At 51.5% G+C, this 25,254-nt stretch carries 24 protein-coding genes; 11 read left to right on the top strand and 13 right to left on the bottom strand.

Annotated features, from left to right (window positions below):
• Window positions 1–19: 19 nt before the first annotated feature.
• The 8 genes from fabF (at window position 20) to ACH50O_RS13735 (ending at window position 7,310) form a co-directional block, all read left to right on the top strand.
• Window positions 20–1,264 carry a beta-ketoacyl-ACP synthase II gene (fabF, locus tag ACH50O_RS13770; RefSeq protein WP_446808361.1) on the top strand — a complete coding sequence of 415 codons (1,245 nt, stop codon included), beginning with the start codon at window positions 20–22 and terminating at the stop codon, window positions 1,262–1,264.
• Window positions 1,265–1,291: 27 nt separating this feature from the next.
• Window positions 1,292–2,113: an aminodeoxychorismate lyase gene (pabC, locus tag ACH50O_RS13765; protein WP_446808360.1), complete on the top strand. Its 822-nt coding sequence runs from the start codon at window positions 1,292–1,294 to the stop codon at window positions 2,111–2,113.
• A gap of 2 nt (window positions 2,114–2,115) precedes the next feature.
• Window positions 2,116–3,105: an endolytic transglycosylase MltG gene (mltG, locus tag ACH50O_RS13760; RefSeq protein WP_446808359.1), complete on the top strand. Its 990-nt coding sequence runs from the start codon at window positions 2,116–2,118 to the stop codon at window positions 3,103–3,105.
• Window positions 3,102–3,719, top strand: a complete 618-nt coding sequence (tmk, locus tag ACH50O_RS13755; protein WP_446808358.1) for a dTMP kinase — start codon at window positions 3,102–3,104, stop codon at window positions 3,717–3,719. Before mltG ends, tmk begins: the two co-directional genes overlap by 4 nt.
• Window positions 3,719–4,720 (top strand): DNA polymerase III subunit delta', encoded by a 1,002-nt coding sequence (locus tag ACH50O_RS13750; protein WP_446808357.1) that lies wholly within the window; start codon window positions 3,719–3,721, stop codon window positions 4,718–4,720. Before tmk ends, ACH50O_RS13750 begins: the two co-directional genes overlap by 1 nt.
• Window positions 4,721–4,724: 4 nt before the next feature.
• Window positions 4,725–5,078, top strand: a complete 354-nt coding sequence (locus tag ACH50O_RS13745; protein ID WP_033157114.1) for a PilZ domain-containing protein — start codon at window positions 4,725–4,727, stop codon at window positions 5,076–5,078.
• Between the two features lie 51 nt (window positions 5,079–5,129).
• Complete coding sequence (locus ACH50O_RS13740) at window positions 5,130–5,948, top strand: TatD family hydrolase (RefSeq protein WP_446808356.1); 819 nt, start codon at window positions 5,130–5,132, stop codon at window positions 5,946–5,948.
• Between the two features lie 228 nt (window positions 5,949–6,176).
• A complete protein-coding gene (locus ACH50O_RS13735) occupies window positions 6,177–7,310 on the top strand; it encodes a methyltransferase (RefSeq protein WP_446808355.1) in 1,134 nt (377 codons plus the stop codon).
• A gap of 1 nt (window position 7,311) precedes the next feature.
• On the opposite strand, the gene ACH50O_RS13730 is transcribed toward ACH50O_RS13735, so the two are convergent.
• The 9 genes from ACH50O_RS13730 to ACH50O_RS13690 all read right to left on the bottom strand — a co-directional run bounded on the left by ACH50O_RS13730 (window position 7,312) and on the right by ACH50O_RS13690 (window position 18,278).
• The gene (locus ACH50O_RS13730; RefSeq protein WP_446808354.1) at window positions 7,312–8,175 is read right to left on the bottom strand and encodes a glycosyltransferase family 2 protein; all 864 of its coding nucleotides are present in this window, start codon (window positions 8,173–8,175) and stop codon (window positions 7,312–7,314) included.
• Between the two features lie 85 nt (window positions 8,176–8,260).
• The gene (gloB, locus tag ACH50O_RS13725) at window positions 8,261–9,028 is read right to left on the bottom strand and encodes a hydroxyacylglutathione hydrolase (protein ID WP_446808353.1); all 768 of its coding nucleotides are present in this window, start codon (window positions 9,026–9,028) and stop codon (window positions 8,261–8,263) included.
• Between the two features lie 150 nt (window positions 9,029–9,178).
• Complete coding sequence (gene dxs / locus ACH50O_RS13720; protein ID WP_446808352.1) at window positions 9,179–11,041, bottom strand: 1-deoxy-D-xylulose-5-phosphate synthase; 1,863 nt, start codon at window positions 11,039–11,041, stop codon at window positions 9,179–9,181.
• 2 nt (window positions 11,042–11,043) lie between these two features.
• A complete protein-coding gene (locus tag ACH50O_RS13715) occupies window positions 11,044–12,675 on the bottom strand; it encodes a copper resistance D family protein (RefSeq protein WP_446808351.1) in 1,632 nt (543 codons plus the stop codon).
• A gap of 5 nt (window positions 12,676–12,680) precedes the next feature.
• The gene (locus ACH50O_RS13710) at window positions 12,681–13,040 is read right to left on the bottom strand and encodes a copper resistance CopC family protein (RefSeq protein ID WP_446808350.1); all 360 of its coding nucleotides are present in this window, start codon (window positions 13,038–13,040) and stop codon (window positions 12,681–12,683) included.
• A gap of 10 nt (window positions 13,041–13,050) precedes the next feature.
• Complete coding sequence (locus tag ACH50O_RS13705) at window positions 13,051–14,436, bottom strand: aspartate aminotransferase family protein (RefSeq protein ID WP_446808349.1); 1,386 nt, start codon at window positions 14,434–14,436, stop codon at window positions 13,051–13,053.
• A gap of 84 nt (window positions 14,437–14,520) precedes the next feature.
• Complete coding sequence (locus ACH50O_RS13700; RefSeq protein WP_446808348.1) at window positions 14,521–15,225, bottom strand: phosphorylase family protein; 705 nt, start codon at window positions 15,223–15,225, stop codon at window positions 14,521–14,523.
• Window positions 15,222–17,177 (bottom strand): squalene--hopene cyclase, encoded by a 1,956-nt coding sequence (gene shc / locus ACH50O_RS13695; protein ID WP_446808347.1) that lies wholly within the window; start codon window positions 17,175–17,177, stop codon window positions 15,222–15,224. The genes ACH50O_RS13700 and shc overlap by 4 nt, the downstream gene beginning before the upstream one ends.
• A gap of 9 nt (window positions 17,178–17,186) precedes the next feature.
• Complete coding sequence (locus ACH50O_RS13690; RefSeq protein WP_446808346.1) at window positions 17,187–18,278, bottom strand: phytoene/squalene synthase family protein; 1,092 nt, start codon at window positions 18,276–18,278, stop codon at window positions 17,187–17,189.
• 441 nt (window positions 18,279–18,719) lie between these two features.
• Here ACH50O_RS13690 and hpnH point away from each other — a divergent pair, with 441 nt between their 5' ends.
• The 3 genes from hpnH to ACH50O_RS13675 are packed head-to-tail and all read left to right on the top strand — an operon-like array spanning window position 18,720 to window position 21,525.
• Window positions 18,720–19,823, top strand: a complete 1,104-nt coding sequence (gene hpnH, locus ACH50O_RS13685; protein WP_446808345.1) for an adenosyl-hopene transferase HpnH — start codon at window positions 18,720–18,722, stop codon at window positions 19,821–19,823.
• Window positions 19,824–19,869: 46 nt separating this feature from the next.
• Complete coding sequence (locus ACH50O_RS13680; RefSeq protein WP_446808344.1) at window positions 19,870–20,475, top strand: ABC transporter substrate-binding protein; 606 nt, start codon at window positions 19,870–19,872, stop codon at window positions 20,473–20,475.
• 21 nt (window positions 20,476–20,496) lie between these two features.
• On the top strand, window positions 20,497–21,525 hold the full coding sequence (locus ACH50O_RS13675; protein ID WP_446808343.1) for an MlaA family lipoprotein: 1,029 nt from the start codon (window positions 20,497–20,499) through the stop codon (window positions 21,523–21,525).
• A 32-nt stretch (window positions 21,526–21,557) separates the two neighbouring features.
• Here the strand turns inward: ACH50O_RS13675 and ACH50O_RS13670 are convergent, their stop codons facing one another.
• The 4 genes from ACH50O_RS13670 to ACH50O_RS13655 form a co-directional block, all read right to left on the bottom strand.
• Window positions 21,558–22,073, bottom strand: a complete 516-nt coding sequence (locus ACH50O_RS13670; protein WP_446808342.1) for an adenine phosphoribosyltransferase — start codon at window positions 22,071–22,073, stop codon at window positions 21,558–21,560.
• Window positions 22,074–22,089: 16 nt separating this feature from the next.
• Window positions 22,090–23,949 (bottom strand): 1-deoxy-D-xylulose-5-phosphate synthase, encoded by a 1,860-nt coding sequence (gene dxs, locus ACH50O_RS13665; protein ID WP_446812149.1) that lies wholly within the window; start codon window positions 23,947–23,949, stop codon window positions 22,090–22,092.
• Window positions 23,950–24,067: 118 nt separating this feature from the next.
• Entirely contained in the window at window positions 24,068–24,961 is an 894-nt protein-coding gene (ispA, locus tag ACH50O_RS13660; protein ID WP_446808341.1) for a (2E,6E)-farnesyl diphosphate synthase, read from the bottom strand.
• Window positions 24,954–25,187: an exodeoxyribonuclease VII small subunit gene (locus ACH50O_RS13655; protein WP_446808340.1), complete on the bottom strand. Its 234-nt coding sequence runs from the start codon at window positions 25,185–25,187 to the stop codon at window positions 24,954–24,956. The genes ispA and ACH50O_RS13655 overlap by 8 nt, the downstream gene beginning before the upstream one ends.
• Window positions 25,188–25,254: the final 67 nt, after the last annotated feature.

Raw genomic sequence — 25,254 nt, 5'->3', positions numbered from 1 at the left:
TATTTACCGGTAGTTTACTGTGAGCACACGTCGAGTTGTTATAACGGGCTTAGGCGCCATTACGCCGTTAGCCAATAATGTTGCCGATACCTGGGATGGCATTGTCAACGGTAAGAGCGGCATTAGCCCGATCGATTCATTTGACATATCCCCATTTGCAACGACGTTCGGCGGTGTGATTAGAAACTTTAATATCGGTGACTACATAGCCGAGAAAGATGCCAAACGTATGGACGGCTTCGTGCATTATGGTATTGCGGCGGGCTGTCAGGCGATTGAAGATTCCGGTTTTGAGGTCACCGAAGAAAATGCCGAGCGTATCGGCGTGGCGATCGGCGCCGGTATCGGCGGTATCACCGGCATCGAAGAATGCTATGCCACCTATGTAGGCGGTGGGCCAAGGCGGATTTCGCCGTTCTTTGTGCCCGGCAATATCATCAACATGATATCCGGTAACCTGTCGATCAAATACGGTTTGAAAGGCCCTAACTTTGCAATCGTCACCGCCTGTTCGACCGGTACGCATAACATTGGCGACGCTGCGCGTTTGATCAAATACGGTGATGCCGACGTGATGGTGGCCGGCGGTGCGGAACGTTGCACCACCTCGCCGACCGCGATGGGCGGTTTTGCTTCGGCAAAAGCCTTGTCACGGCGTAATGACAGCCCCACCACGGCCAGCCGGCCCTGGGACCGCGACCGCGACGGCTTCGTCCTCAGCGACGGTGCCGGCGTAGTGGTGCTGGAAGAATTGGAGCACGCCAAGGCGCGCGGGGCGAAAATTTATGCCGAGCTGGTCGGTTACGGTATGAGCGGCGATGCTTACCACATCACCTCGCCATCCGAAGGCGGCGAAGGTGCTGCGCGCTGTATGCGCAACGCGATGCGTGACGCTAAAGTTAACCCGCAAGACGTGCAATATATCAATGCCCACGGTACCTCGACGCCTGCCGGTGATATTGGCGAAACCCATGCGATGAAATTGGCGCTGGGCGATTCCGCTTATAAAGTAGCAGTTAGCTCCACCAAATCGATGATCGGTCATTTATTGGGCGCAGCGGGGGGGATCGAAGCGGTGTTGACGGCCTTAGCCATCAAGCACCAAATTGCACCGCCGACCATTAATTTGGAAAATCCGGACCCGGAGTGCGATTTGGATTATGTGCCGAACACCGCCAGAAACATGAGCATTGATGTAGCCATTTCCAACTCGTTTGGATTTGGCGGCACCAATGGTTCGCTGGTTTTCAAGCGTTACCAATAAGCGCTTTCGCTTCAACAGTGTCTGGCTATGTTTTTATTAAATGGCGAGCACAGACACTGTGTCGATGTTTCTGATCGAGGTTTTCAATACGGCGACGGTTTGTTCGAGACCATTGAAGTATTGCAGGGTAAGCCATTATTTTTTGATCGGCATCTAAAACGGTTAGCCACGGGGTGTCGGCGATTGTTAATACCGATGCCTGACTGTTCGCTACTCGAAGCCGAGGCGCGGCAACTTTCCCTCGCCGCGGACCGGGCAGTTCTAAAGTTGATTGTCACGCGCGGCAGCGGTGGTCGCGGTTATCGGCTGCCGGACCAAATCCTCCCTACTAGGCTATTCAGTCTGCATCCTTATCCCGATTACCCACAGCAGTTTCAAATTGACGGCATTACCGCGCGTTTTTGCCGACAGCGCTTGGCGATGAATCCGAGTTTGGCCGGTATCAAGCATATGAATCGCTTGGAACAGATTTTGGCTAGAGCCGAATGGCAGGATCAGGCGATTCAAGAGGGTTTGATGCTGGATACCCAGGATAATGTCGTCGAGGGTACGATGAGCAATCTGTTTATCGTCAAGGCCGGTAGTCTGTATACTCCGCCTTTACTGCAATGCGGAGTAGCGGGCATAGTGCGGGAGTTAATTATCGAATTCGCGCAACGGCTCAAACTACCATTGGTGGAACAGTCTATCGAGCAGGCCGCCGTTTTGCAGGCTGACGAAGTATTCGTCAGTAACTCGGTGATCGGTATCTGTCCGATCAAACGGCTGGAAACGCAGGATTTCAGCGTTGGCGTCATCACCCGGCGTCTGCAGGATCTGTTCAATACGGCCCGAATGGCGGAGGTATAACGGTGTTCAAAAGCATAATCGCGTTCACGTTGATGATGGTGCTGTGCTTGGTATCGATTTGGGCCGGCATGCATTATCACCTGATCTTGAAGAAACCGGTGGTGCTGACCGAGACTGTCATTGAAATCAAAAAAGGCGATACGCTGGAATCGGTAGTTAAAAATCTGAGCACCCGGAACGTGACAGTGAATCGCTTATGGTTCCGGCTGTTTGCTTATCGGAAAAATCTGGATCACTTATTGAAAGTTGGCGAGTATGTACTGGCAAAAGGTTCCACCGCCGCCGATATTCTGCAACAACTGACCGATGGCAAAACCCGGCAATATTCGATTACCTTTCCGGAAGGCTGGTCGTTCAAACAGATGTTTCAAACCATCAAAAGTAACCCCAATCTGCAACATACTCTGACCGATAATCAACTGGAAGATTTGATGGCGCAAATCGGCTCGGATAAAAATCATCCCGAGGGTTTGTTTTTTCCGGATACGTATTTCTTTGAAAAAAATACCTCCGATGTCGATTTATTGAAGCGCGCACATGACCGGATGCAAGCGGTACTGAATGAAGAGTGGCAAAAGCGCGACCACGGCGTGCCTTTGGAAAACCCGTATCAGGCTTTGATTCTCGCCTCGATTGTCGAGAAAGAAACCGGTGCCGGCGAAGAGCGCAGAAAGATTGCCGGGGTGTTTGCCCGCCGCTTGCAGAAAGGCATGTTGTTGCAAACCGATCCGACCGTTATCTACGGCATGGGCGACGACTACCATGGTGATATTCGGCATAAGGATTTGCGTGAGCCGACGCCTTATAACACCTATATCATCGAAGGTTTACCGCCTACGCCGATTGCGATGCCGGGCAAGCAGGCCATCGTTGCGGCCTTGCATCCGGATCATGGCGATGCCTTGTTTTTTGTCGCCCGCGGCAATGGCCGACATGCTTTTTCCTCGACCTTGGCGGAACACGAAAAATACGTCGATCAATATCAACGATGACACGCGGACGATTTATCACATTGGAAGGTGGCGAAGGCGTCGGCAAGTCCACCAATCTGCAATTTATCAAGCAACTGTTGGCGGAACGGAGCATTCCGTTCGTACTGACCCGTGAGCCGGGCGGTACCGGCATTGCCGAAAAGATTCGCGGGATTTTGTTGGAACGGCAAGAGGAAAGTTTGACCGAACAGGCCGAGTTGCTGCTGGTATTCGCTGCGCGAGCCCAACATATTCAACAAGTGATTTTGCCGGCTTTGCAACAAGGACAGTGGGTGGTGTGCGACCGTTTTACTGACGCCACCTATGCGTATCAAGGCGGCGGCCGCAATATGGATCTGCAAACCATAGCCTGGCTGGAAAACACCGTGCAAGGCCAATTAAGGCCGGATTTGACCTTTGTCTTCGATGCGCCGATAGAAGTCGGTATGCAACGCGCCAAGCACAGGGGCGAGTTGGATCGCTTCGAAACCGAGCAGTTGGCGTTTTTCGAAAGAGTCCGGCAAGCGTATTTGCAACGCGCCGCCACGGATCTGCATCGTTACAAGATTATCGATGCCAGCTTGCCTCTGCACGAGGTGCAACGGCAGTTGCGTAGCGAGCTGGCCGGCTTGTGATGTCTACCTATATGGGGATTTATCCCTGGCAACAGGATAACTGGCGGCAACTGCACGCTTATATCCAGCAACAACGCATTCCGCAAGCCTTACTATTCTCCGGCGCGTCCGGTCAGGGCAAACGGCATTTGGCCGGATATTACGCCCGAACCCTATTGTGCCATGCACCGCTAGCCGATGCGAGTGCATGCGGGCATTGTGTCGGCTGTAAATTGTTCGATGCGCATACGCATCCCGATTTTCTGACGATAGAGCCCGACGAAGCCGGCAAGGCCATCGGGATCGATAAAATCAGGCAGCTAATCGTCAAATTGGCGTTGAAGCCGCAGTACGACGATGCCTATAGAGTGGTGATTATTCAACCGGCTGACGCATTAAATACTGCTTCGGCGAATGCGTTTTTGAAGTGCCTGGAAGAGCCGACCGAACGCACTTGTTTGTTGTTGATCAGCGAGCAACCTAGCCGATTGCCGGCGACGATCCGTAGCCGTTGCCAGAAAATCGATTGCGCAACGCCCGCGCATGAACTGGCGATGAGTTGGTTACAGCAGCAGGGTGTCGGAGAACAGGCTGAGTTGTTATTGACACTGGCCCAAGGTTCGCCTCTATTGGCGAAGCACTATGCTGAACAGAATATGGTTCAGCTTAGACAGCAGTATTTCGAGGCCTGGTTGCAGATCGCGCAAGGCAAGGAAAATTTATTGACGGTAGCCGAACTTTGGCAGAAACAGGAAAAAATCGACTTGGCCGTGGTTTTGTTGTGGATGGCAAGCTGGGTTGCAGACATAGTCAAATACGCGTACCGGGCGGAATCGCCGGCGATTGCCAATCCGGATCTGAAAAATGCCTTGCAAGCCCTTGCCGAGCGGCTAGAATTGAAACGCCTCTATCGGTTTTACGATAATGTACTTACCACCAAGTCGCAATTGAACACGCAACTTAATAAACAATTGATGGTCGAGCAGCTATTGATTAGTTGGTCGCAACTGAATAGACAATAAGCGTATGGCAGAATCAGCAGCACCCAGACAAGGTATCTTGTCCTTATCGATCAAGGATAAAAATGCGCTGTATGCGGCGTACATGCCGTTCGTGAAAAACGGCGGTTTGTTTATTCCGACCAAGCGCGAATACGAGATGGGCGAGGAGGTGTTCATGTTACTGAATTTAATGGACGAAACCGAGCGCTTGCCGATTGCCGGCAAAATTATCTGGAAAACGCCTTCCGGCGCGGAGGGCTATCGAGCCGCCGGTATCGGTGTGCAGTTCAGCGATCAGGACGGCGGTGCTGCGAGGAACAAAATCGAAACCTATCTGGCTGGTGCTCTGGAATCGGATCGTTCCACGCATACGATGTAAATTTCCCTGTGGGCGGGGTTGTTCCGCCCGTTTTAACTTTTCGCAATTCTCATGTTCATCGATTCCCACTGCCATCTCGATCGCATCGATCTGGCGCCTTATGCTAACGATTTCAACACCTTTGTCGATGCCGCGCGGGCTGCCAAAATCCGCCATATGCTGTGTATCGCCATCGATATGGAAGCCTATCCGGCAATGCTGGAACAGGTGATGCCTTATCCGGATATTTCCTTGTCGGTGGGTGTGCACCCGAATGTCCATGATGGCCGCGAGCCGACGCTGGATGACTTATTGCAATTGGCAGATAACGAAAAAGTGATCGCCATCGGTGAGACCGGTCTGGACTATTTTCGCAGCGAAGGCGATCTGGAATGGCAATTTCAGCGGTTTCGAACGCATATCGCCGCTGCCAAAATCCTCAACAAACCTTTAATTATTCATACCCGCGAAGCCGGGCAGGATTCGTTAGATGTACTGAGGGAAGAGGGGGCGGATCAGGTTGGCGGTATTATTCATTGCTTTACCGAAGATTGGGCGTATGCGGAAAAGGCTTTGGACTTGAATTTTTATATCTCTTTTTCAGGGATTGTGACGTTCAAGAACGCGGAAGCAATCAAGGATGTGGCTCGTAAGATTCCTGCCGACCGCTTTTTGATTGAAACGGATTCACCTTATCTGGCACCAGTACCGTATCGCGGTAAACCGAACTACCCGACCTATGTGCGCTATGTAGCGGAACACATCGCCGATTTGCGCGAGACTTCGGTCGAAGCAATTGCCGAGCAATCGACCGAAAATTTTTATCGTTTGTTTGCCGGGTCTTCAGCGGATAGGTTATGTCAGGCCAGCAAAAAAAACGGCCGGGTCTGAGTGATAGACCGGCCGTTTAGAGAGGTGGGGTATAACTCTCATTCCCCAAAGGGGCGCATACAAGAGTTGACGGCAGTCTACTGAAGCTAAACAGTTCTGAAAATGTGGCATATTGCCGCGTGACAAATTGTCGCTAGCCTAGTGTTTAATCCGATTCTTTAAAATGCTGTCATTGCATCGTCAACTTCTTGGTATCGCCTGTTCTAGCACAATTATTTTTCTCACAATATGGATCTGGAATTAAGTAGTCCGCTAGGTTGTTTTCAACTCAAGCGCCTGCCGTTTCGCAAAAACGAATTGTTACGGGCTTGGGACGCAGCGGACGAATATGTTCTGAATCATTTGGCTGCCGCAGGTATTTCGGCGCATGCCAATATCGTGATACTCAACGACAGCTTTGGTGCGTTGGCGGTTTCGCTTAGCGTTTACCAGCCAACAGCCATTTCCGATTCGTGGCTATCGCAACAGGCGACGCGAAACAACTTGGCATTGAATGGTATTGCTGGCGAGCAAGTGCGTTTGTTGGATAGCTTGTCGATACCGGAAGCCGGTATCGATTATCTGCTGATTAAAATCCCCAAAACACTAGCTTTGCTGGAGTATCAGCTGCTCAGGCTTAAGCCGTTGTTAAAGGCCGATTGTCAGGTGATCGCCGCCGGTATGGTGAAGGCCTTGCCGCCAAGTGCCTGGAAATTGTTGGAGCGTCTGATTGGGCCCACGCAACCATCCTTGGCGGTTAAAAAAGCCAGACTGATTTTTGCCAGTGTCGATCAAAATCTACAGTTGCCGGAAAATCCTTATCCCACACGCTATCAACTGGAGAATAGCGAACTTGCGATCTGCAATCATGCCAATGTTTTTTCCCGCGACAGTCTGGACATAGGCACTCGCTTTTTATTGGAGCATCTGCCGCAGAATCCTACTTATCGGGATTTTATCGATCTGGGATGCGGCAATGGCGTTGTCGGGGTGATGCTTGCCAAGCAAAATTCCCAAGGGCGCATCGTTTTTATTGACGAATCGTTTATGGCTATCGCCTCGGCTAGGGAAAATTTCGCGGCTGCTTTTGCCGATAGCCGGGAAGCGGATTATTTAGTCGTCGATTGTTTAAGTGATTATCCGGAGAACAGCGCGGATTGCATAGTCTGTAACCCGCCGTTCCACCAGCTGCACACGATAGGCGATCATATCGCCTGGCAGATGTTCCAGCAGGCGCACAAGGTGTTACGTAAGGGGGGCGAGTTGAGGGTAATCGGCAATCGCCATTTGAACTATCATCTGGCCCTGAAGAAATTATTCGGCAATTGCCGACAAGTTACGGCTAATGCCAAGTTCGTGATTTTCAGCTGCTTAAAGTGCTGAGCTATTCGATGTTTTTATAATGCAGCGAAGAAATCTGTTCGGACACAATGCCAATTAGAAATATAAATAAAGACGACAAAAACAGCACCGCGCTCATATTGGTAAAGCGGTTCTCCGTGAAATAGGTGTAGCCGTAATAGCCTGCTCCCAAGCTGAACACCGCACTACTGATCGGCAGAAATAGACGCATCGGTGAAAACAATACACCGATGCGCAAGATAATGATAAAGAACCGAAGACCGTCATGCATTAGTTTGATATGACTTTTGCCGCTGCGTTTACCGGCGTGAATCGGTACATAAGCGACCGGAAACCCGGAACGAAAAAATGCCATCGTGCTGGTCGTGGGATAAGAAAAACCGTTGGGTAACAGATACAGAAATTTGCGGAACTTGCTGGCCTTGGTGGCACGAAATCCGGAGGTAAGATCCTCTATTTTGTGGCCGGTCATCAGCGATGCCAGCTTGTTGTAAAACTTATTCGCCACACGTCGGAATAAAGAGGCGTGGCTACCGGAGTTTCGGGCGCCTACTACCATGTCGTAGCCGTCGTTTAGTTTGGCGAGCAAGGCCGGGATATCGCCGGGATCATGCTGCCCATCGGCATCCATAAACACCAAAATCTCGTTTTTCGCGTTACGGGTGCCAGTTTTGATGGCCGCGCCGTTGCCCATACTGTAAGGATGGTCAATCACCGTTACGCCGGCGGCGCGAGCGATGGCTGCTGTATCGTCCGTGGAGCCGTCATTTATCAGCAGTATTTCGGCATCAGGGTAGAGCAAGCACAACATTGGTAAAAAATTCGGTAGATTTTTCGATTCGTTTTTAGCGGGGAGCACGATGCTGATCGAGGGCGTGTTATTCATGAGTATCCAAAGGTTGGCGGGGAAACGTGCCGAAATGTGGAAAACAGTCTAGCAGAATTAAATATTACAGATACCTGATTTAGGGTTACTGAAACTGGTCTTTCAAAAGGCGTAATTTGGCAAACGTAGCTAAGACGGATTGTTCCGTCATATCAATATGTCGGCGAATATTGGCATCGTCTTCCCTGAAAAAAGGATTGTTCGCCAATTCCTGGCCTATAGTGGAGGGAAGTGTGGGGAGATTTTGTCTCCGCAATTCGGCGACTTCCGAAATCCGTTGCCGTAATTGCGGATTGTCCGCGTCAACTGTCAGCGCAAAACGGCCATTAGCGGCGGTATATTCGTGCGCACAGTAGATGCGGGTTTCGGCCGGCAAGGTTTTCAGTTTTTGCAACGAATGCCACATCTGTTCCGCGCTGCCTTCGAATAAGCGGCCACAGCCTAGCGAAAACAAAGTGTCTCCACAAAGCAAAGTCTGGCTATCGGCGTTGTAATAAACGATATGTCCCACGGTGTGGCCGGGCGTATCGATGACCCGAAACGCCTGATTGCCGAGTTTTACAACATCCCCGTCGCTAACCGTAATATCGATCCCGGGAATGCGTGCCCGGTCTGCCGCCGAGCCGACGATCTTGCAATCAGTCTGCTGCTTGAGTTGCAGATTGGCGCCGACATGGTCGCCGTGGTGATGTGTGTTGAAGATGTAATTCAGACGCCAGCCGTTTTTTTTCAGCGCATCCAGCACCGGCCCGGCTTCCGCCGGATCGACTGCTGCCGTTTCGCCGTTGACTGGCTCGTGTAACAGGTAGATGTAGTTATCGGTAAGGGCGGGGATGATAAGGATGTGCAGCATGATATTTCCTCCAAACATGGCGAGAGCTATACATCGTGGAACAAGCCCGGGTTTTAATTGGCTATTTCGCAGAGGCGATAAATTGTGGAGATTCCGGCGAAGAGTTTTAGCGCAAAGCGTATTGCGATTGAGCAATACGCTTTGTAGTGGTTAAGCACAAGCCGCTTCAATTTTCGCCAAGATGCCCTTGGCATCGAGTCCGCACAGTGCCAGCAACTCCTCGCGGCTACCCTGTTCGACAAACCGATCCGGCAGGCCGATATTCAACACCGGCATCAGGATTTTCTGCGCTTGCAAGAACTCGTTTACCGCGCTGCCGGCACCGCCGGCAATGACGTTCTCTTCGACAGTGACGATCACATCGTGGCTTTTCGCCATTTCCAGAACCAGTGCTTCATCGAGCGGTTTCACAAAACGCATATTTACCACCGTAGCCCCCAGTTGCTTGCCGGCTTCCACAGACGGCGCCACCATGCTGCCCCAGGCCAGAATCGCAATCCGGCTACCTTGATGTTTGATTTCTCCCTTGCCAATCTCCAGTGCAGTCAACGCCTTGTCTACCGTGGTCCCTGGTCCCTTGCCGCGCGGATAGCGCACCGAAGCCGGACCGTTGTGTTTGAAGCCGGTGGTTAGCATCTGCCGGCACTCGTTCTCGTCGGCTGGCGCCATGATCAGCATGTTCGGAATACAACGCATATAGCTATAATCGAACGCCCCCGCATGGGTCGGACCGTCCGGTCCCACCAAGCCCGCCCTATCCAATGCAAACAGCACATCCAGATTCTGCAAGGCTACGTCGTGGATTAATTGATCGTAAGCGCGTTGTAAAAAAGTCGAATAAATTGCCACTACCGGCTTCGCGCCCTGACAAGCCTGACCGGCCGCCAAAGTCACCGCATGCTGCTCGGCAATCGCCACATCGAAATAGCGCTTCGGAAACTGCTGGGAAAACGCCACCAAGCCCGATCCTTCGCGCATCGCCGGCGTAATCCCCAATAGACGCTCATCCTGCTTGGCCATATCGCACAACCAAGTACCGAACACTTCCGTGTAGGTCGGATGCGGCGAAGGCGCGGCTTTAGGCAAATAATCCTTCGTCGGATCAAAGGCCGGCACCCCGTGATAAGCCAAGGGATCTTTCTCGGCCGGCGCATAGCCCTTGCCTTTCTTGGTCACCACATGCAAAAACACCGGACCGGTCAAATCCTTCAGCTTCTCTAGCGTGGATACCAACATCTCCACATCATGACCGTCGATGGGGCCGAAATAATTAAAGCCCAACTCCTCGAACAAAGTACCCGGCACAATCATGCCCTTCACATGTTCTTCCGTCTTCCGGGCCAATTCCCACACCGACGGCATACTGGCCAAGGCCTTCTTGCTCTCTTCCCGCACCGACGAATAAAACTTACTCGACAACACCTTGGTCAGATAATTATTCATTGCCCCGACCGGCGGTGAAATCGACATATCGTTATCGTTCAGAATCACCAACAGATTGGCATTGACATCGCCGGCATGATTCATCGCCTCATAGGCCATGCCGCCGGTAATCGAGCCGTCGCCGATAATCGCCACCATCTTCTTATCTTCGCCGCGTAACTGCGAAGCGATCGCCATTCCCAGCGCCGCACTGATCGACGTCGACGAATGACCCACCCCAAACGCATCGTACTCGCTCTCCGAACGGCACGGAAACGCCGAGACCCCGCCTAACGTGCGAATGGTCGGCATCCGGTCCTTGCGGCCGGTCAAAATCTTATGCGGATAGGCCTGATGCCCCACATCCCAGACCAACTGATCGGATGGCGTATCGAACACATAATGCAGCGCCACCGTCAGTTCCACCGTACCCAGGCCAGCGGAGAAATGCCCGCCGGAGAGACTGACGGTGTGGGTCAGGTAAGCGCGTAACTCGTCCGCTAAGGCTTTGAGTTGCTCCGGTTTCAGTGCGCGTACGTCCGACGGACTTTGGATGGATTGAAGTAACGGAAATTCGTTAGTCTGTTTCATAATCAGTACAGGGGTTCACGATAGAACATCAGAATGACGCCTATCTGGAATAAGGCGAATACTGAAATAAATCCGGCAATGTTTTTGCCGGGCGAATCTAGCTTAAGTTCCAGCCAGCGGCCACAGGCCAGGATTAGCGAAAACACACCCATCATGGTATGGCCGACCTGAATCAAAAAGGCAGTTTTAGCCTCGAAACCGACATGCGAATGTGCCAACAGCATCATGCCACCGAACGCCGCCAGCAACGGAAACATGTAAGGCATGAAGCCGCTGTTATTGTTAAGACGGGCTCTGACTTCAATCAAACCCAGCACAAATACCAATAACGTAGCGATCCGGTGTTGCAGGATTTCGCCGTTATTGAATGTACTTTCCCAGAAGCCGATGGGGCCGAGCGGCCAGCTTTCCGCGTCGCTGCGGAAGAACAGGAATACACCCAATGCCATGAACCCGACCGGCCAGAAGCGCGCCCAACTATGGAAGCGGCCGGAGAACGACAACATGGCAAAGAAGCTCATTGTCGCCAGGAAAATCCCCGAGATATTATGGTTGTAATCCGACCAAGCGGTAGCAGCTTCTGATGGAATCTGGCCGACAATGGCTACCCGTCCGGCTTCACCGGCGATCAAGGCTTCATGCGTTGGCGATTCCCAGCGCGGCAAGCGCGGATGGAACATGTTCAGCACTTCTTCGAAGCTGGCGGTCAAGTGCGGAATATCGACTGCGGGCGGTTGCGAGGCCAAGCTGGCGGCAGTGAACAGGATGGTCAGCAGAATCAGGGTTTCCGCTTCGATGTAATAAGGTACCCGAGCGGTAAGGGCATACAGACTGCGGCTGGTAAAATAGGCATTGACGGCTTGGCGATTTAACCAGGCAAAGCCCAGTGCCAAGCCCAACATGATGATTTTTACCAATAACAGATTGCCGTAACCCGCGCCGATGAAGCCCTGGAAGGTTCGGATGTAGTACCAAGCTAGCGGCGTGCCGGTAACCAGTAATACGACGACAGCGCCGATGCCGACTGCCGAGAAACGTTTCAATAATAAAGGCCAAACTTCAACCGCTATTGCGTTGCGTTTTTTCAAACCCCATAAAGCCAGGATTTGAAAAATACCGCCCACCCAAGTGGCTGCGGCGATCTGGTGAGTGACGGTGAGCGTCATCAACAGGCCTCGATCTTCCAAGCGGCTGGCGCCATGCACCAGCCAGGCTGCGGAAATGACCAGCGGCACGATAATCGCGGTCGACAGCACCCAGAACTGTTTGGAGCGAGGATTGCTTTTCAAGGCTTGCCGGATGAACAGCGCCAAAATAAATGCGCAGGTGGCGCGCGCTAAACCGGCCTGGAATTGCACCGTTTGGAAAAACGCCGGAAACGGCGATTTGCCCAAGGTCACGGCCATCAGCCAGATTTTCAGGCCGATTTTCGATAATTGGGTAATTACCAGTGCTTTGCTGCCGAAATGAATCAGGTTGACGGTTTTGGTCAGCAGAGCGGAGTTATATAGCGCTTCTTCGTGCCAGGGGCGCAGCACAAGCAGGCCCCACAGCAAGCCGCCGATGGTGATGGAATAGAAGGTGAGATCGACGCCGCCTATCAGTGAGTCTAAATAATTTGCAATGCCTTCCATGCGGATCACTTGGTTGGTTTAACGAAAAAACGTAACAGGTCTTCGCTGAGATGACCGTCCGCGGCAAATATCTTCAATTTGATCGCATATTCTCCCGGCTCCAGGGCAGGCAGGTGCAACAATACTTGCCCGGGTTTTTCACCTGGCGTAGCAGTGATGGTTTGCATTTTGTCGCCGGCGCTGACCAGGAATACTTCCGATAAATCCAGTTCCACTTTGGAATTGAACGATAGCTCCACATCGCTGGCCAGATTGACCGGTACCGGTTTAAGTTTTAACGAATTATGTGTGACGACCGCGTGGCCGAAAGCGGTGTTACTGGCGATCAGCGCCAATGCGAACAAAGCAGGTTTGAAAACATTCATGTATGGCACCTTATTTTTTGTTTTTCAGAGCGTGACCGGCCAGGTTTTTACCCAGCGTCCAGATCGAACCGGTAACGTTGTGTGTATCGGCAATGGTTTTTTCCACGGAATTGACAATCCAGTCGCGATCTTTTTGCGTCAGCGTCAGCGGCGGTAAAAATTTGACCACGTTCATGCCGTGACCGGCCACTTGCGCCAGTACGCGGTGCTCCTTGAATAGCGGGATCAGGATCATCTGGCAGAACAGGCCTTTGTTGGCGGCCTCCAGCATGGCCCAGGCAGCTTTTAATCCCAAGCTTTTCGGCGACTGGAATTCGATCGCAATCATTGAGCCCTTGCCGCGCGCTTCTTTCAGAAACTCGTATTTCGGTGTCATCGCATTGATGGTGGCGATGATGTCTTCCCCGACTTTGGCGCTGTTTTCGACCAGTTTTTCTTCGTGAACCACATGCAATGCAGACAGGCCGGCGGCCATCGCCATATTGTTTTTCGAGAAGGTCGAGCCATGCACGACGGCTCTATCCATACGGTTGAACACGGTGTCCATGATATGCGTGGTCATCGCTACGCCGCCGACAGGTATGAAGCCGCCGGACAAGGCTTTCGCCATCAGAATCATGTCCGGTTTTACACCCCAGTGCTCGATAGCCCAAAACTTGCCGGTGCGGCCGATGCCGGTCTGGATTTCGTCGGCAACAAATAAAGTGCCGTATTTTTTGCACAAGCGCTCCACTTCCGGCAGGTAGTTATCGTCCGGAATGTTGACGCCTTTGCCTTGGATGGGCTCGACGATGAATGCCGCTACATCTTTGTTGCTTAAGGCTTGTTCCAGCGCAACCAAATCGTTGAACGGCACCGAGGTACATTCCGGCAGCAGCGGGCCGAAGCCTTCACGGAAGATGTGTTCGCCGGTCAAGGATAGCGAGCCCATGGTCAAGCCGTGATAGCCGTGGTCGCAATGTACGATGCGCGAACGCTTGGTGGTGTAGCGGGCGAATTTGATCGCTGCTTCCACCGCTTCGGTACCGGAATTGCAGAAAAACATCTTTTCCAGATTGTCCGGGCAGGTGGCGAGAATTTCCTTGGCCAGCAGGCCGCTCAGCAGGGAAACGTCCATCTGTACCAGACTGGGTAATTCCAGCGTCAGGGTTTCTTGCAGGGCCTTGATAATGGTCGGATGGTTGCGGCCCATCGCAAATACGCCAAAACCGCTCAGCAAATCCAGATATTCGTTGCCGTCTTCGTCGTAAAGATATTGGCCGATCGCTTTTTTATAATTTCTGTCGTAACCGATAGTGCGTAAAACTCGTACCATCTGGTTGTTTAGATAATGCTCATGCAGGTCGAATTTCTCGTCGAAATGCTGAGTAAAAAGATCGGCAATGCTAAAAGACATGTAATACCTCGTAAATGCTTGGTTTATTCCCGGGTTGCGCTATCTATCCCGATTGCTAACCCGTCGATAATTCTCTGGTCTGTACTAAAAAGCGCTGATTTCGTTAAGTTGTTTAGCGATAGTTTTCAGGGTTTTTTGCGCGGCATGGAAGTGCAAACCTAGTTTGATCAAACCGGACGCTTCCCAGGGGTGGGTTAGCAAAAAACGCAATAGTTTGCTGAGCTCTACCTCGCCTTGGCTGTTTAAGGCTTGCGTCACCGCTTGCGGTAAATCCATGCCAACCGGGTCGGCAATCGTGCGAATCGCTAGGCAAGGCAAGTTCGATTGCTCGGCGACTTTGGCCATAGCGCAGCTTTCCATGTCCAACGCAATTGCGCCGGTTTGCCGGTAAATTTGTTGTTTATCGCTACTGTTGCTGACGATATGGCTGCTTTCCGCTAATTTTCCGTTGGAAATCGGAAATTGTTTATCCAACAACTGATGCAAATGCTTGCGCCAGCGGGGGTCGGTGTCGAACACGCGCTGTTGCTCCGATAACAGTTGCTCCGCCAACATCAGGTCGCCAGGCTTTAACTGTGGCGATAAGGCTGCCGCGCAACCCCAGCTGATTAATTTTTTGGCGCCGTTGGCAATTAATAAGTGCGTGGCTCGTTCTGCATTGGCTGGGCCGGCTCCGGCAAACGCCAACAAAATATTGTCGGCTAGGCTAACACAATCACCCTGAGCCAGTTTGCGGCTGGTCAGGGTGGAGAGCTCTTCCGGTAGCGCAACAAGAATTCCTATGGTCACTGCTTGGCTAATTCGTTACGGTATCTGGCCAAAGCCCACAATGGGAAGAACTTGTCATAGCCGTGATATTTCAAATAAAACACCTTGGGAAAGCCTGGAGCAGTAAAGCAGGGGTCGTTCCAAACGCCATCCGCCTGTTGACTGCGCAGCAGGAAGTCGATGCCGGCTTTGACTTCGGGGCTATGAACTTCGCCCGCGGCGATCAAACCAAGCACGGCCCAGGCGGTTTGGAATGCGGTGCTGAAATGGTAGCGGCCACGGAATTTTTTATCGTCGTGATAGCTCAGGTTGTCTTCGCCCCAGCCGCCGTCTTCGCGTTGTACGCTTTTCAGCCAGGCCGCTGCTTTGGTGTACATTGGGTCTGTTTTCGGCACATTGGTTTGTTCCAGGCCCAGCAAGGCAGACCAGGTGCCGTAAATGTAATTGGTGCCCCAGCGGCCGAACCAGGAGCCGTCGGCTTCCTGATCACCCCGGATGTAGTCGATAGTGCGTTGCAGCGCCGGTAAATATTCGTCGTGATCTTTCGCAACCCGGGCCATCAACATCGCGCAGCGGGCGCTGACGTCTACAGTTGGAGGGTCGAGCAGGGCGCCGTGGTCGGCGAATGGAATTTCGTTCAAATAATAATAGGTATTGTCCACATCGAAGGCGCCGTAGCCGCCGTTTTGCGATTGCATGCCGACGATCCAGCGCGTCGCTCTGTGGATGGATTCGTCTAGTTCAGGCAGATTGGAATCGGCCATGGCAAAGCCCACTACCGCAGTGTCGTCGACATCGGGATAATGCGGATTGGCGAATTGAAACGCCCAGCCGCCGCCGGCCAGGTTGGGGCAGCGTACTCGCCAGTCGCCAGGTTCGTCGGACAATTGTACGCTTTTCAGCCAGTCGTAAGCATGAGTCAAGCTGGCTGCATTGCCGGCTTTGTCGGATTCTTGCAGCGCCAGCGCCGCCAGTGCGGTATCCCAAACCGGGGACAGGCAGGGTTGGCAATAGGCGTGGTCATCCTTGATCACCAATAGTTTGTCGATGGACTGGCGAGCGATCAAGACATTAGGGTGATCGGCCGGGAAGCCCAGCAGCAGCATGGCTTGGTAGGCATTGACCATGGCTGGAAAAATTCCGCCGAGGCCGTCTTCGCCGTTCAAACGCTCGGTAAACCAATTGACGGCTTTTTGGATAGCATGCTCGCGCACACGTTGTGGAATCAATGGCTGGGTGATGCGGCCAAACTTATCCAAGCCCAGGAAAAATTTGTTGAGCAGGGTCCGTTCCGGAAAATAATGTTTTTCCTCGTCCGGGTGAACCACGAACAATTCCAATACATTGACTTTATGCGGGTTTTTAGCTTTGGCCTTTAAAGTGCACATGATGAACAGCGGTACCATCACCGTGCGCGACCAATAAGACACTTTGTCTAGGTGGAACGGAAACCAGCTGGGCAGCAGCATGATTTCCACCGGGATATAAGGTACGCCGCGCCATGGCAATTGTTCGAAAATCGCCAGCGCAATGCGAGTGAAGACGTTGGCGCGTGCGGCGCCGCCTTGACTGAGTATCCATTCCCGCAGTTTGACCATGTGCGGCGCGTCTATGGAGTCGCCGGCCATTTTTAGTGCGTAATAAGCTTTGACGCTGCCGCTGATGTCGCCGGGGCCGCCGGTAAATAGCGGATAACTGCCGTCTTCCGCTTGACGGCTGCGCAGGTAAACGGCGATTTTGGCTTGCAGTTCTTCGTTAATATCGTCCAGATAATGCATCATCATGATGTATTCGGACGGTATGGTGCAGTCGGCTTCCAGTTCGAATACCCAGTAACCCTCGGGGCTTTGCAAGGTCAATAATTTGGCTTGGGCGCGTTCAATAGCTGCATTGAGTAAACCAAGGCCGGTTTTGCTGTTGCTGGAGTTGTTTGTGTCGTGGCTGCTGGTATCTATATGGGCTTCAGTAAACATAGTGATTCCTTATTGTCCAGTGTGCGATATAGGTGAATAGTGCCAATCCGGCGTTTTCAAATTACGGCTGGTCAGGTTAAAAAGCAGAGATAGCAGCATATTGCTGCGCACCGTCAGCTTGGTGGCGACAATGGTGGCTTTGACACTGTTGCGGCTGATTTTGACCTGATTGGATTCGTTGAAATTAAGGTTTGCCTTGATTTTCTTCAAGGTCAGTACGGCCATGCCCAGCGCCCACAAACAAAAATTGCGGATGCCGGTCTCATGGCTAGGCAGTAATTGAGTGTAGGTCAATGCGTTCTGCAGATGGCCATGGGCGATAGTCACCAAGTGGCTCAGGCCGAGTCGGAACTGCTCGTTGTTGGTGGTGGGAGTCAGTTCGGCCAGATTGAAACCGGTTTCGGTGAAAATGTCTTGCGGTAACCAGCACACGCCGCGTTTGGCGTCATCCCAAATGTCTTTCAGGATATTGGTCATTTGCAGGCCTTGGCCGAACGATACCGAGAGTTTTAATAGCTCTTCGCGATGCGTGGCGATTTCCGGCGAATAATGGCAGAACAACTTCGCCAGCATCTCGCCGACGCAACCGGCTACGTAGTAGCAATAGTCGTCCATGTCTTTCATGGTTTTCAAGCCGGCATGCAAATCCAGGGCTTGATAGACGGGCATGCCGTTAGCCATGGTTTCCACGCAACAAGCCAGTGCTTCGATTTGCGGAGCGTCCAGCGAGCGGGTTATCGCGATGACGCGTGGTACCAAGTGAATCAGGCTGTGTTCGGCCGGAATGGTTTGTTCAGACAGTAACGGTGCTAACTCAGCACTAAATATTTCCGCGTTATTGCCGGTTTTGACGATGTCTATAAACGCGCTGCAAAAATATTTTTTTTGTGCGGGGCTAAGGGATATTTCGTCCTCAATGGTGTCAACAATACGGCACAGTAGATACGCGTTCGCCACGGCCGGATAAAGCTCGCCAGGCAGTTGCGGAATAGTTAGTGCAAAAGTACGCGATACGCCTTCAAGCAGAGTGGCTTGAAGCTCGCTGTCCGACAGTTGTCTGAGCAGCTCCGGATTGTTGATTGTTGTTTGAAGTCCGTTCATATGCTTTTGAAGCTAACTATTAGTAGGCTAAATGATAGACTGTTTGTTGGTGTTTTGCAAAGCGATGTTGCTTTACGGCAAATTTGCGAAAAAGTTGGTGGCTTTTGGATCTGTATAAGGGTAATTTTTATGTGTTTGTTATTGTTTTGGAAATATAAATTAGGTTTTTAAATAGGGTTTTCCGGCGTGGTCTTAGATATGTTGGATGTGGTTTTCAAGTGAGGCTTAGTAGTGCTTGTTGTTTTTTGCGTATTTTAGCTGGAGTATGTTGTGAAAAAGTAGTATTCTAGCCACATCTAAATGTGCGCCTTTCGGCTAATTGACGGTCTTTGTTGGCCGCAAAGGTCGTCGCTCATGGAATGGTGATCGGTTTACGGCTGTTGTTTTTTTGAAACAGTCGTGTTTGCTAGAAGTCTTGATAGTTTTTCGGAGAATAATGCTGTGAGTGTTCCTTTACGTCAGCAATTGGCTGTAGGTAGTTATCTGATCAAGCAAAAAATTAAAGGGGTGAAAAAATATCCTTTGGTTTTGATGCTGGAGCCCCTGTTTAGATGCAATTTGGCTTGTGCGGGCTGCGGTAAGATCGATTATCCCGACGATATTCTCGACAAGCGTTTGTCAGTCGAGGAATGTTTGGCTGCTGTCGATGAGTGTGGCGCACCCATGGTCTCTATCCCGGGCGGTGAACCATTGATTCACAAGGAAATGCCGCAGATCGTGGCCGGTATCGTAGCTAGGAAGAAGTTTGTTTATCTTTGCACCAATGCGCTGTTGTTAAGAAAGCGCATTAACGATTATACGCCATCGCCTTATCTGACGTTCTCGGTGCATCTCGACGGATTGAAAGACAGACACGATACTTCGGTTTGCCAAGAAGGCGTTTTCGACATTGCTGTCGAAGCTATCAAGCTGGCTTTGAGCAAAGGTTTCAGAGTTACAGTCAACTGCACGCTGTTTCAAGGTGAAACGCCGGCAGAAGTTGCGGAATTCCTGGATTACGCGATGGAGTTGGGTGTAGAGGGTATAACAATAGCGCCTGGGTTTAGCTATGAACGCGCGCCCAAGCAGGATGTTTTCATTAAGGGGCTTGACGTTAAAAACCTGTTCCGGGGTATTTTTAAGATTGGTAAAACTCGTAAATGGAAGCTGAATCACTCGTCGTTGTATCTGGATTATCTGGCCGGCAATCAAAGTTACGACTGCACGCCTTGGGGCAATCCAACCCGTAACGTATTTGGTTGGCAGAAACCCTGCTACTTGTTGGCCGACGAAGGTAATGCCGGTTCATTCAAAGAGTTGCTGGAAGACACACCCTGGGATAAATACGGTACCGTGAAAAATCCTAAATGCGCAAATTGCATGGCGCACTGCGGTTATGAAGCAACAGCGGTTGAGGATACTTTGGCGCATCCCTTGAAAGCGTTGTGGGCTGCGGTTCGCGGACCAAAAACCTCGGGCGAAATGGTTGCCGAGAAAAAGCCTGAGTTTACCGCTTCTTTTAAAAAGTCGGCAATTTCTGAAATTCCGGTGAAAGTTGAACCCTAAGAAGGCTTTGGGTAGTTGTTCTCATCAACAGGTTTTTATAACGGCTATGTTTAGAAAAGTATATTTCAGCTTAAGTTTGTTGTTGCTTGTCTGTTTTTCTCCATTGACCATGGCCGAAGAAATCTCCGCTCGGCAGGTCGTCGATGAGTTTCAAAATCAGCTTTTGGGCGTGATGAAGCAGGGCAAGGAATTGGGTTTCCAGGGACGTTACGACAAACTTGATGTGGCGGTAAAAAAGAGTCACGACCTGCCTAAAATCGCCAGGATCGTCGTCGGCAAGCAATGGGAGGAGTTGACCGCGGAGCAGCAGAATAAGCTGGAAACCGTGTTCAGCAAGCTTAGCGTTTCCGCCTATGCCCATAACTTTAAAGACTATTCAGGCGAATCTTTCACCTTTGCCTCGGAAGAGGAAACCGGCAGAGGCGGTGTGGTGATCCATACGAACTTGCACATTCCAGGGGAAAAGGATGTCAAGTTCGATTACATGATGAAGAAAAAAGACGATAGCTGGCAGATTATCAATATAATAGCCGATGGTGTCAGTGATTTGGCATTGAAAAGATCGGATTACACCAGCGTATTAAGCCGTGACGGCTTTGATGCTTTGATCGCCAAAATCACCGAGAAAATTGAAAGTTACGCAAAACAATAAGTTTGTTAGGAATCGTCAGTAATGTATAACCCCAGTTATCAAGGCAACAGCCAAGCATCCCTGCTGTGGGCCGTGTTATTTTCAAGCGCATTGTCGGTAACCGGGTGTGCTACTCAGGATCAGCGTCCGGTGGAGGCCACCAGCGCTGCCGCGGGCAAGATAGATGCGGCCGATCCTTATGAAGGCTTTAATCGTTCCATGTACGGTTTTAACATGGGCTTGGATAAGCATTTACTTAAGCCGATTGCTAATGGCTATAAAACCGTAACCCCCGATTTTATGCAAACCGGTGTTAGCAATTTTTTTACCAATCTTAAAGGTATTAACGTTGTACTAAACGATTTCCTGCAAGGTAAATTTGGACAAGGCGCTTCCGATACAGGCCGTTTCTTGACCAATTCCACCGTAGGCTTGCTCGGTTTATTCGATGTGGCCAGCGAACTGGGATTGCAAAACAATGTCGAGGATTTTGGACAAACACTCGCGGTATGGGGTGTCGAGCAAGGTCCGTATTTAGTGCTGCCGGTTTTGGGGCCGACTACTGTTCGCGATGGCGCCGCAATTGTGGTGGATAAAGCCGCCAATCCCGGCACTTATGTGCCAGGCACCGGTATTGTCGAAGGTATCAATGATAGAGCAAATGCCGAAGGTGCGCTGAATTTCATCGATGAGGCGGCATTGGACCCCTACGTGTTTACCCGTGAATCATTTTTGCAATATCGCAAAAACTTGATTAATGACGGTAAGACCGATTCTACCAATTATGACCTAGATATCGACGGGGATGTCGATGTCGGTGAAATTGCGCCGGCTAAACCTAAAGAAAATAACGGCGTGCAAAAGCCAAAATCCGATAGCGGCAAAAAGGCGCCAGGGCATGTACAAAATACCATAGAGGCGAATCCCAGTAGTGCGAAGCCCAATGGCACCGCGTTCGATAGCATGTCCTCGTCGTTCGATAAGGCGGCTTTGGAGTTTGAAAAAGCCTCGGACAAAATGGATCAGATTAGTAAAAAAAAAGACGGCATAAACACCGTTAATTTTGTTTGACGAGACGCAGGAATGCGTCTCTGTAGTATTTCTCAATAGTGCAGCAAGGAATGCACTTCATAATTTTCCAGTTTCTCCCGCCCCTGCAGGAAATCCAGTTCCACCACAAAAGCGCAAGCCACTACCGTAGCTCCTAGCTTTTCGATCAACTCGCAGCTGGCTTTGGCTGTGCCACCGGTTGCCAATAAATCGTCGATTAGTAAAACTTTATCGCGGCTGTCCACCGCATCGATATGCACTTCCAGTTCCGCCGAGCCATACTCGAGGTCGTAAGATACACTTTGTACATCGTAAGGCAGTTTACCCGGCTTTCTGAGTGGAATAAACGGTATGCCCAATTCCCATGCGACTAAGGAGCCGAAAATAAAGCCGCGCGCTTCCATACCGGCAACTGCGGTGATGTCGCGACCTAAAAACGGGTGAAGCAACTGATGCACTGTCAGGCGCAATGTCGCGGGATCTTTGACCAGCGGTGTTATATCTTTGAAAATGATGCCGGGCTTTGGAAAATCCGGAATATCGCGAATCTTGTTTCTCAATCTGTCCATAGTCTTACCTTATTGGTTAAGCACAAGCCGCTTCAATTTTCGCCAAGATGCCCTTGGCATCGAGTCCGCACAGTGCCAGCAACTCCTCGCGGCTACCCTGTTCGACAAACCGATCCGGCAGGCCGATATTCAACACCGGCATCAGGATTTTCTGCGCTTGCAAGAACTCGTTTACCGCGCTGCCGGCACCGCCGGCAATGACGTTCTCTTCGACAGTGACGATCACATCGTGGCTTTTCGCCATTTCCAGAACCAGTGCTTCATCGAGCGGTTTCACAAAACGCATATTTACCACCGTAGCCCCCAGTTGCTTGCCGGCTTCCACAGACGGCGCCACCATGCTGCCCCAGGCCAGAATCGCAATCCGGCTACCTTGATGTTTGATTTCTCCCTTGCCAATCTCCAGTGCAGTCAACGCCTTGTCTACCGTGGTCCCTGGTCCCTTGCCGCGCGGATAGCGCACCGAAGCCGGACCGTTGTGTTTGAAGCCGGTGGTTAGCATCTGCCGGCACTCGTTCTCGTCGGCTGGCGCCATGATCAGCATGTTCGGAATACAACGCATATAGCTATAATCGAACGCCCCCGCATGGGTCGGACCGTCCGGTCCCACCAAGCCCGCCCTATCCAATGCAAACAGCACATCCAGATTCTGCAAGGCTACGTCGTGGATTAATTGATCGTAAGCGCGTTGTAAAAAAGTCGAATAAATTGCCACTACCGGCTTCGCGCCCTGACAAGCCTGACCGGCCGCCAAAGTCACCGCATGCTGCTCGGCAATCGCCACATCGAAATAGCGCTTCGGAAACTGCTGGGAAAACGCCACCAAGCCCGATCCTTCGCGCATCGCCGGCGTAATCCCCAATAGACGCTCATCCTGCTTGGCCATATCGCACAACCAAGTACCGAACACTTCCGTGTAGGTCGGATGCGGCGAAGGCGCGGCTTTAGGCAAATAATCCTTCGTCGGATCAAAGGCCGGCACCCCGTGATAAGCCAAGGGATCTTTCTCGGCCGGCGCATAGCCCTTGCCTTTCTTGGTCACCACATGCAAAAACACCGGACCGGTCAAATCCTTCAGCTTCTCTAGCGTGGATACCAACATCTCCACATCATGACCGTCGATGGGGCCGAAATAATTAAAGCCCAACTCCTCGAACAAAGTACCCGGCACAATCATGCCCTTCACATGTTCTTCCGTCTTCCGGGCCAATTCCCACACCGACGGCATACTGGCCAAGGCCTTCTTGCTCTCTTCCCGCACCGACGAATAAAACTTACTCGACAACACCTTGGTCAGATAATTATTCATTGCCCCGACCGGCGGTGAAATCGACATATCGTTATCGTTCAGAATCACCAACAGATTGGCATTGACATCGCCGGCATGATTCATCGCCTCATAGGCCATGCCGCCGGTAATCGAGCCGTCGCCGATAATCGCCACCATCTTCTTATCTTCGCCGCGTAACTGCGAAGCGATCGCCATTCCCAGCGCCGCACTGATCGACGTCGACGAATGACCCACCCCAAACGCATCGTACTCGCTCTCCGAACGGCACGGAAACGCCGAGACCCCGCCTAACGTGCGAATGGTCGGCATCCGGTCCTTGCGGCCGGTCAAAATCTTATGCGGATAGGCCTGATGCCCCACATCCCAGACCAACTGATCGGATGGCGTATCGAACACATAATGCAGCGCCACCGTCAGTTCCACCGTACCCAGGCCAGCGGAGAAATGCCCGCCGGAGAGACTGACGGTGTGGGTCAGGTAAGCGCGTAACTCGTCCGCTAAGGCTTTGAGTTGCTCCGGTTTCAGTGCGCGTACGTCCGACGGACTTTGGATGGTGTTAAGGATCGGGAAGTCGGAGACTGTCATTTTCAAAAAAATTCCTTTATATGGTCGCGTCGCTACATTTGGCGCCCGCTATACAGGCGCCAGTTGAAAGTCCGGGAGATTGCGGCGCAGGAAGTATAAATCGTGCTGGTAGCGGTGATTAGTGCGTACGTTCGATAATATACAACGACAAATCGCGCAGCAAATCCGCTTCGCTTCCAAAGCCGGCCAGGCTGGCGACGGCTTGTTCATGCAGCTCCTGGGCTTTTTCCTTGGCTCCTGCCATTCCCAATAGTGCCGGGTAAGTCGGTTTGTCGTTATCGACATCCTTACCCTGGGTTTTGCCTAGCGTAGCCGTATCGCTTTCCACGTCGAGGATGTCATCTTTGACTTGGAACGACAGACCTATGCATTTGGCGTAATGATCCAGCTTTTTAGCCACATCCGCGTCCAGATCCGGTTTGGATAAAGCTGCCAGATTAACACTGGCGCGGATTAAAGCCCCGGTCTTGTGAATGTGCATATTTTCCAGTTCCGGTAAAGTCAGCTTGTGTCCGACCGAGCCCAAGTCGATGGCTTGGCCTCCCACCATGCCTTGCGAGCCGCTGGCTCTGGTCAAGGCTGCGATCATTTTGACTCGCGCTTCCGCGCCAGCCAAAATGGCTGAGTCGTTGGCCAATACGTCAAATGCCAGTGCCTGCAGGGCATCACCCGCTAAAATGGCGGTAGCTTCATCAAAAGCTTTGTGACAAGTAGGTTTACCTCGGCGCAGATCATCGTTATCCATTGCCGGCAAGTCATCATGAATCAACGAGTAAACATGGATGAACTCAACCGCACAAGCCTGCGCATCCAAAACATCTTCGCTTAAGCCCAACGCCTGGCCGGTGGCGTAAGTCAGCAACGGCCGGGTGCGCTTGCCGCCGTCCAACACGCTGTAACGCATGGCTTGATGCAGGGTTTGCGGCAGAATGTTCTCACCGGGCAGCCTGGCGTCCAGCGCCCGTTCGACGCGGTTTTGACAGGCAATAAGATAGGCTTTTAAGTTACTCATCGGTAAATGGCTCCAAAGTTTGCTGGCCGTTTTTTTCTATTAAAATTTGGATTTTCTGCTCGGCGTCTTGTAAAGCTTGCTGGCAGGTGCGGGTTAATCTGATGCCGCGTTCGAAGGATTTTAGGGATTCTTCCAGAGAAATATCGCCGCGTTCCATTTGCTCGACCAATTTCTCCAGTTCTTCCATCGCCTCCTCAAATTGGGATGCGCTTTTACGTCTCGACATATAATGTGGCTTGCGGTGCTCAAAAATGACCGAGCATTATAGTATGAATTAACAGCAAACGATGAGT

It is taken from the genome of Methylomonas sp. 2BW1-5-20 (assembly GCF_052474515.1).
Note: the sequence above shows the minus strand (reverse complement) of the source record. Positions and strands in the feature narration are given on the sequence as shown.

Excerpts from the sequence above, each read along its gene's own strand:
- pabC (WP_446808360.1), top strand. The coding sequence starts at position 1,292 with ATGTTTTTATTAAATGGCGAGCACAGACACTGTGTCGATGTTTCTGAT.
- tmk (WP_446808358.1), top strand. The coding sequence starts at position 3,102 with ATGACACGCGGACGATTTATCACATTGGAAGGTGGCGAAGGCGTCGGC.
- ACH50O_RS13750 (WP_446808357.1), top strand. The coding sequence starts at position 3,719 with ATGTCTACCTATATGGGGATTTATCCCTGGCAACAGGATAACTGGCGG.
- ACH50O_RS13745 (WP_033157114.1), top strand. The coding sequence starts at position 4,725 with ATGGCAGAATCAGCAGCACCCAGACAAGGTATCTTGTCCTTATCGATC.
- ACH50O_RS13740 (WP_446808356.1), top strand. The coding sequence starts at position 5,130 with ATGTTCATCGATTCCCACTGCCATCTCGATCGCATCGATCTGGCGCCT.
- ACH50O_RS13735 (WP_446808355.1), top strand. The coding sequence starts at position 6,177 with ATGGATCTGGAATTAAGTAGTCCGCTAGGTTGTTTTCAACTCAAGCGC.
- ACH50O_RS13730 (WP_446808354.1), bottom strand. The coding sequence starts at position 8,175 with ATGAATAACACGCCCTCGATCAGCATCGTGCTCCCCGCTAAAAACGAA.
- gloB (WP_446808353.1), bottom strand. The coding sequence starts at position 9,028 with ATGCTGCACATCCTTATCATCCCCGCCCTTACCGATAACTACATCTAC.
- dxs (WP_446808352.1), bottom strand. The coding sequence starts at position 11,041 with ATGAAACAGACTAACGAATTTCCGTTACTTCAATCCATCCAAAGTCCG.
- ACH50O_RS13715 (WP_446808351.1), bottom strand. The coding sequence starts at position 12,675 with ATGGAAGGCATTGCAAATTATTTAGACTCACTGATAGGCGGCGTCGAT.
- ACH50O_RS13710 (WP_446808350.1), bottom strand. The coding sequence starts at position 13,040 with ATGAATGTTTTCAAACCTGCTTTGTTCGCATTGGCGCTGATCGCCAGT.
- ACH50O_RS13705 (WP_446808349.1), bottom strand. The coding sequence starts at position 14,436 with ATGTCTTTTAGCATTGCCGATCTTTTTACTCAGCATTTCGACGAGAAA.
- shc (WP_446808347.1), bottom strand. The coding sequence starts at position 17,177 with ATGTTTACTGAAGCCCATATAGATACCAGCAGCCACGACACAAACAAC.
- ACH50O_RS13690 (WP_446808346.1), bottom strand. The coding sequence starts at position 18,278 with ATGAACGGACTTCAAACAACAATCAACAATCCGGAGCTGCTCAGACAA.
- ACH50O_RS13680 (WP_446808344.1), top strand. The coding sequence starts at position 19,870 with ATGTTTAGAAAAGTATATTTCAGCTTAAGTTTGTTGTTGCTTGTCTGT.
- ACH50O_RS13675 (WP_446808343.1), top strand. The coding sequence starts at position 20,497 with ATGTATAACCCCAGTTATCAAGGCAACAGCCAAGCATCCCTGCTGTGG.
- ACH50O_RS13670 (WP_446808342.1), bottom strand. The coding sequence starts at position 22,073 with ATGGACAGATTGAGAAACAAGATTCGCGATATTCCGGATTTTCCAAAG.
- dxs (WP_446812149.1), bottom strand. The coding sequence starts at position 23,949 with ATGACAGTCTCCGACTTCCCGATCCTTAACACCATCCAAAGTCCGTCG.
- ispA (WP_446808341.1), bottom strand. The coding sequence starts at position 24,961 with ATGAGTAACTTAAAAGCCTATCTTATTGCCTGTCAAAACCGCGTCGAA.
- ACH50O_RS13655 (WP_446808340.1), bottom strand. The coding sequence starts at position 25,187 with ATGTCGAGACGTAAAAGCGCATCCCAATTTGAGGAGGCGATGGAAGAA.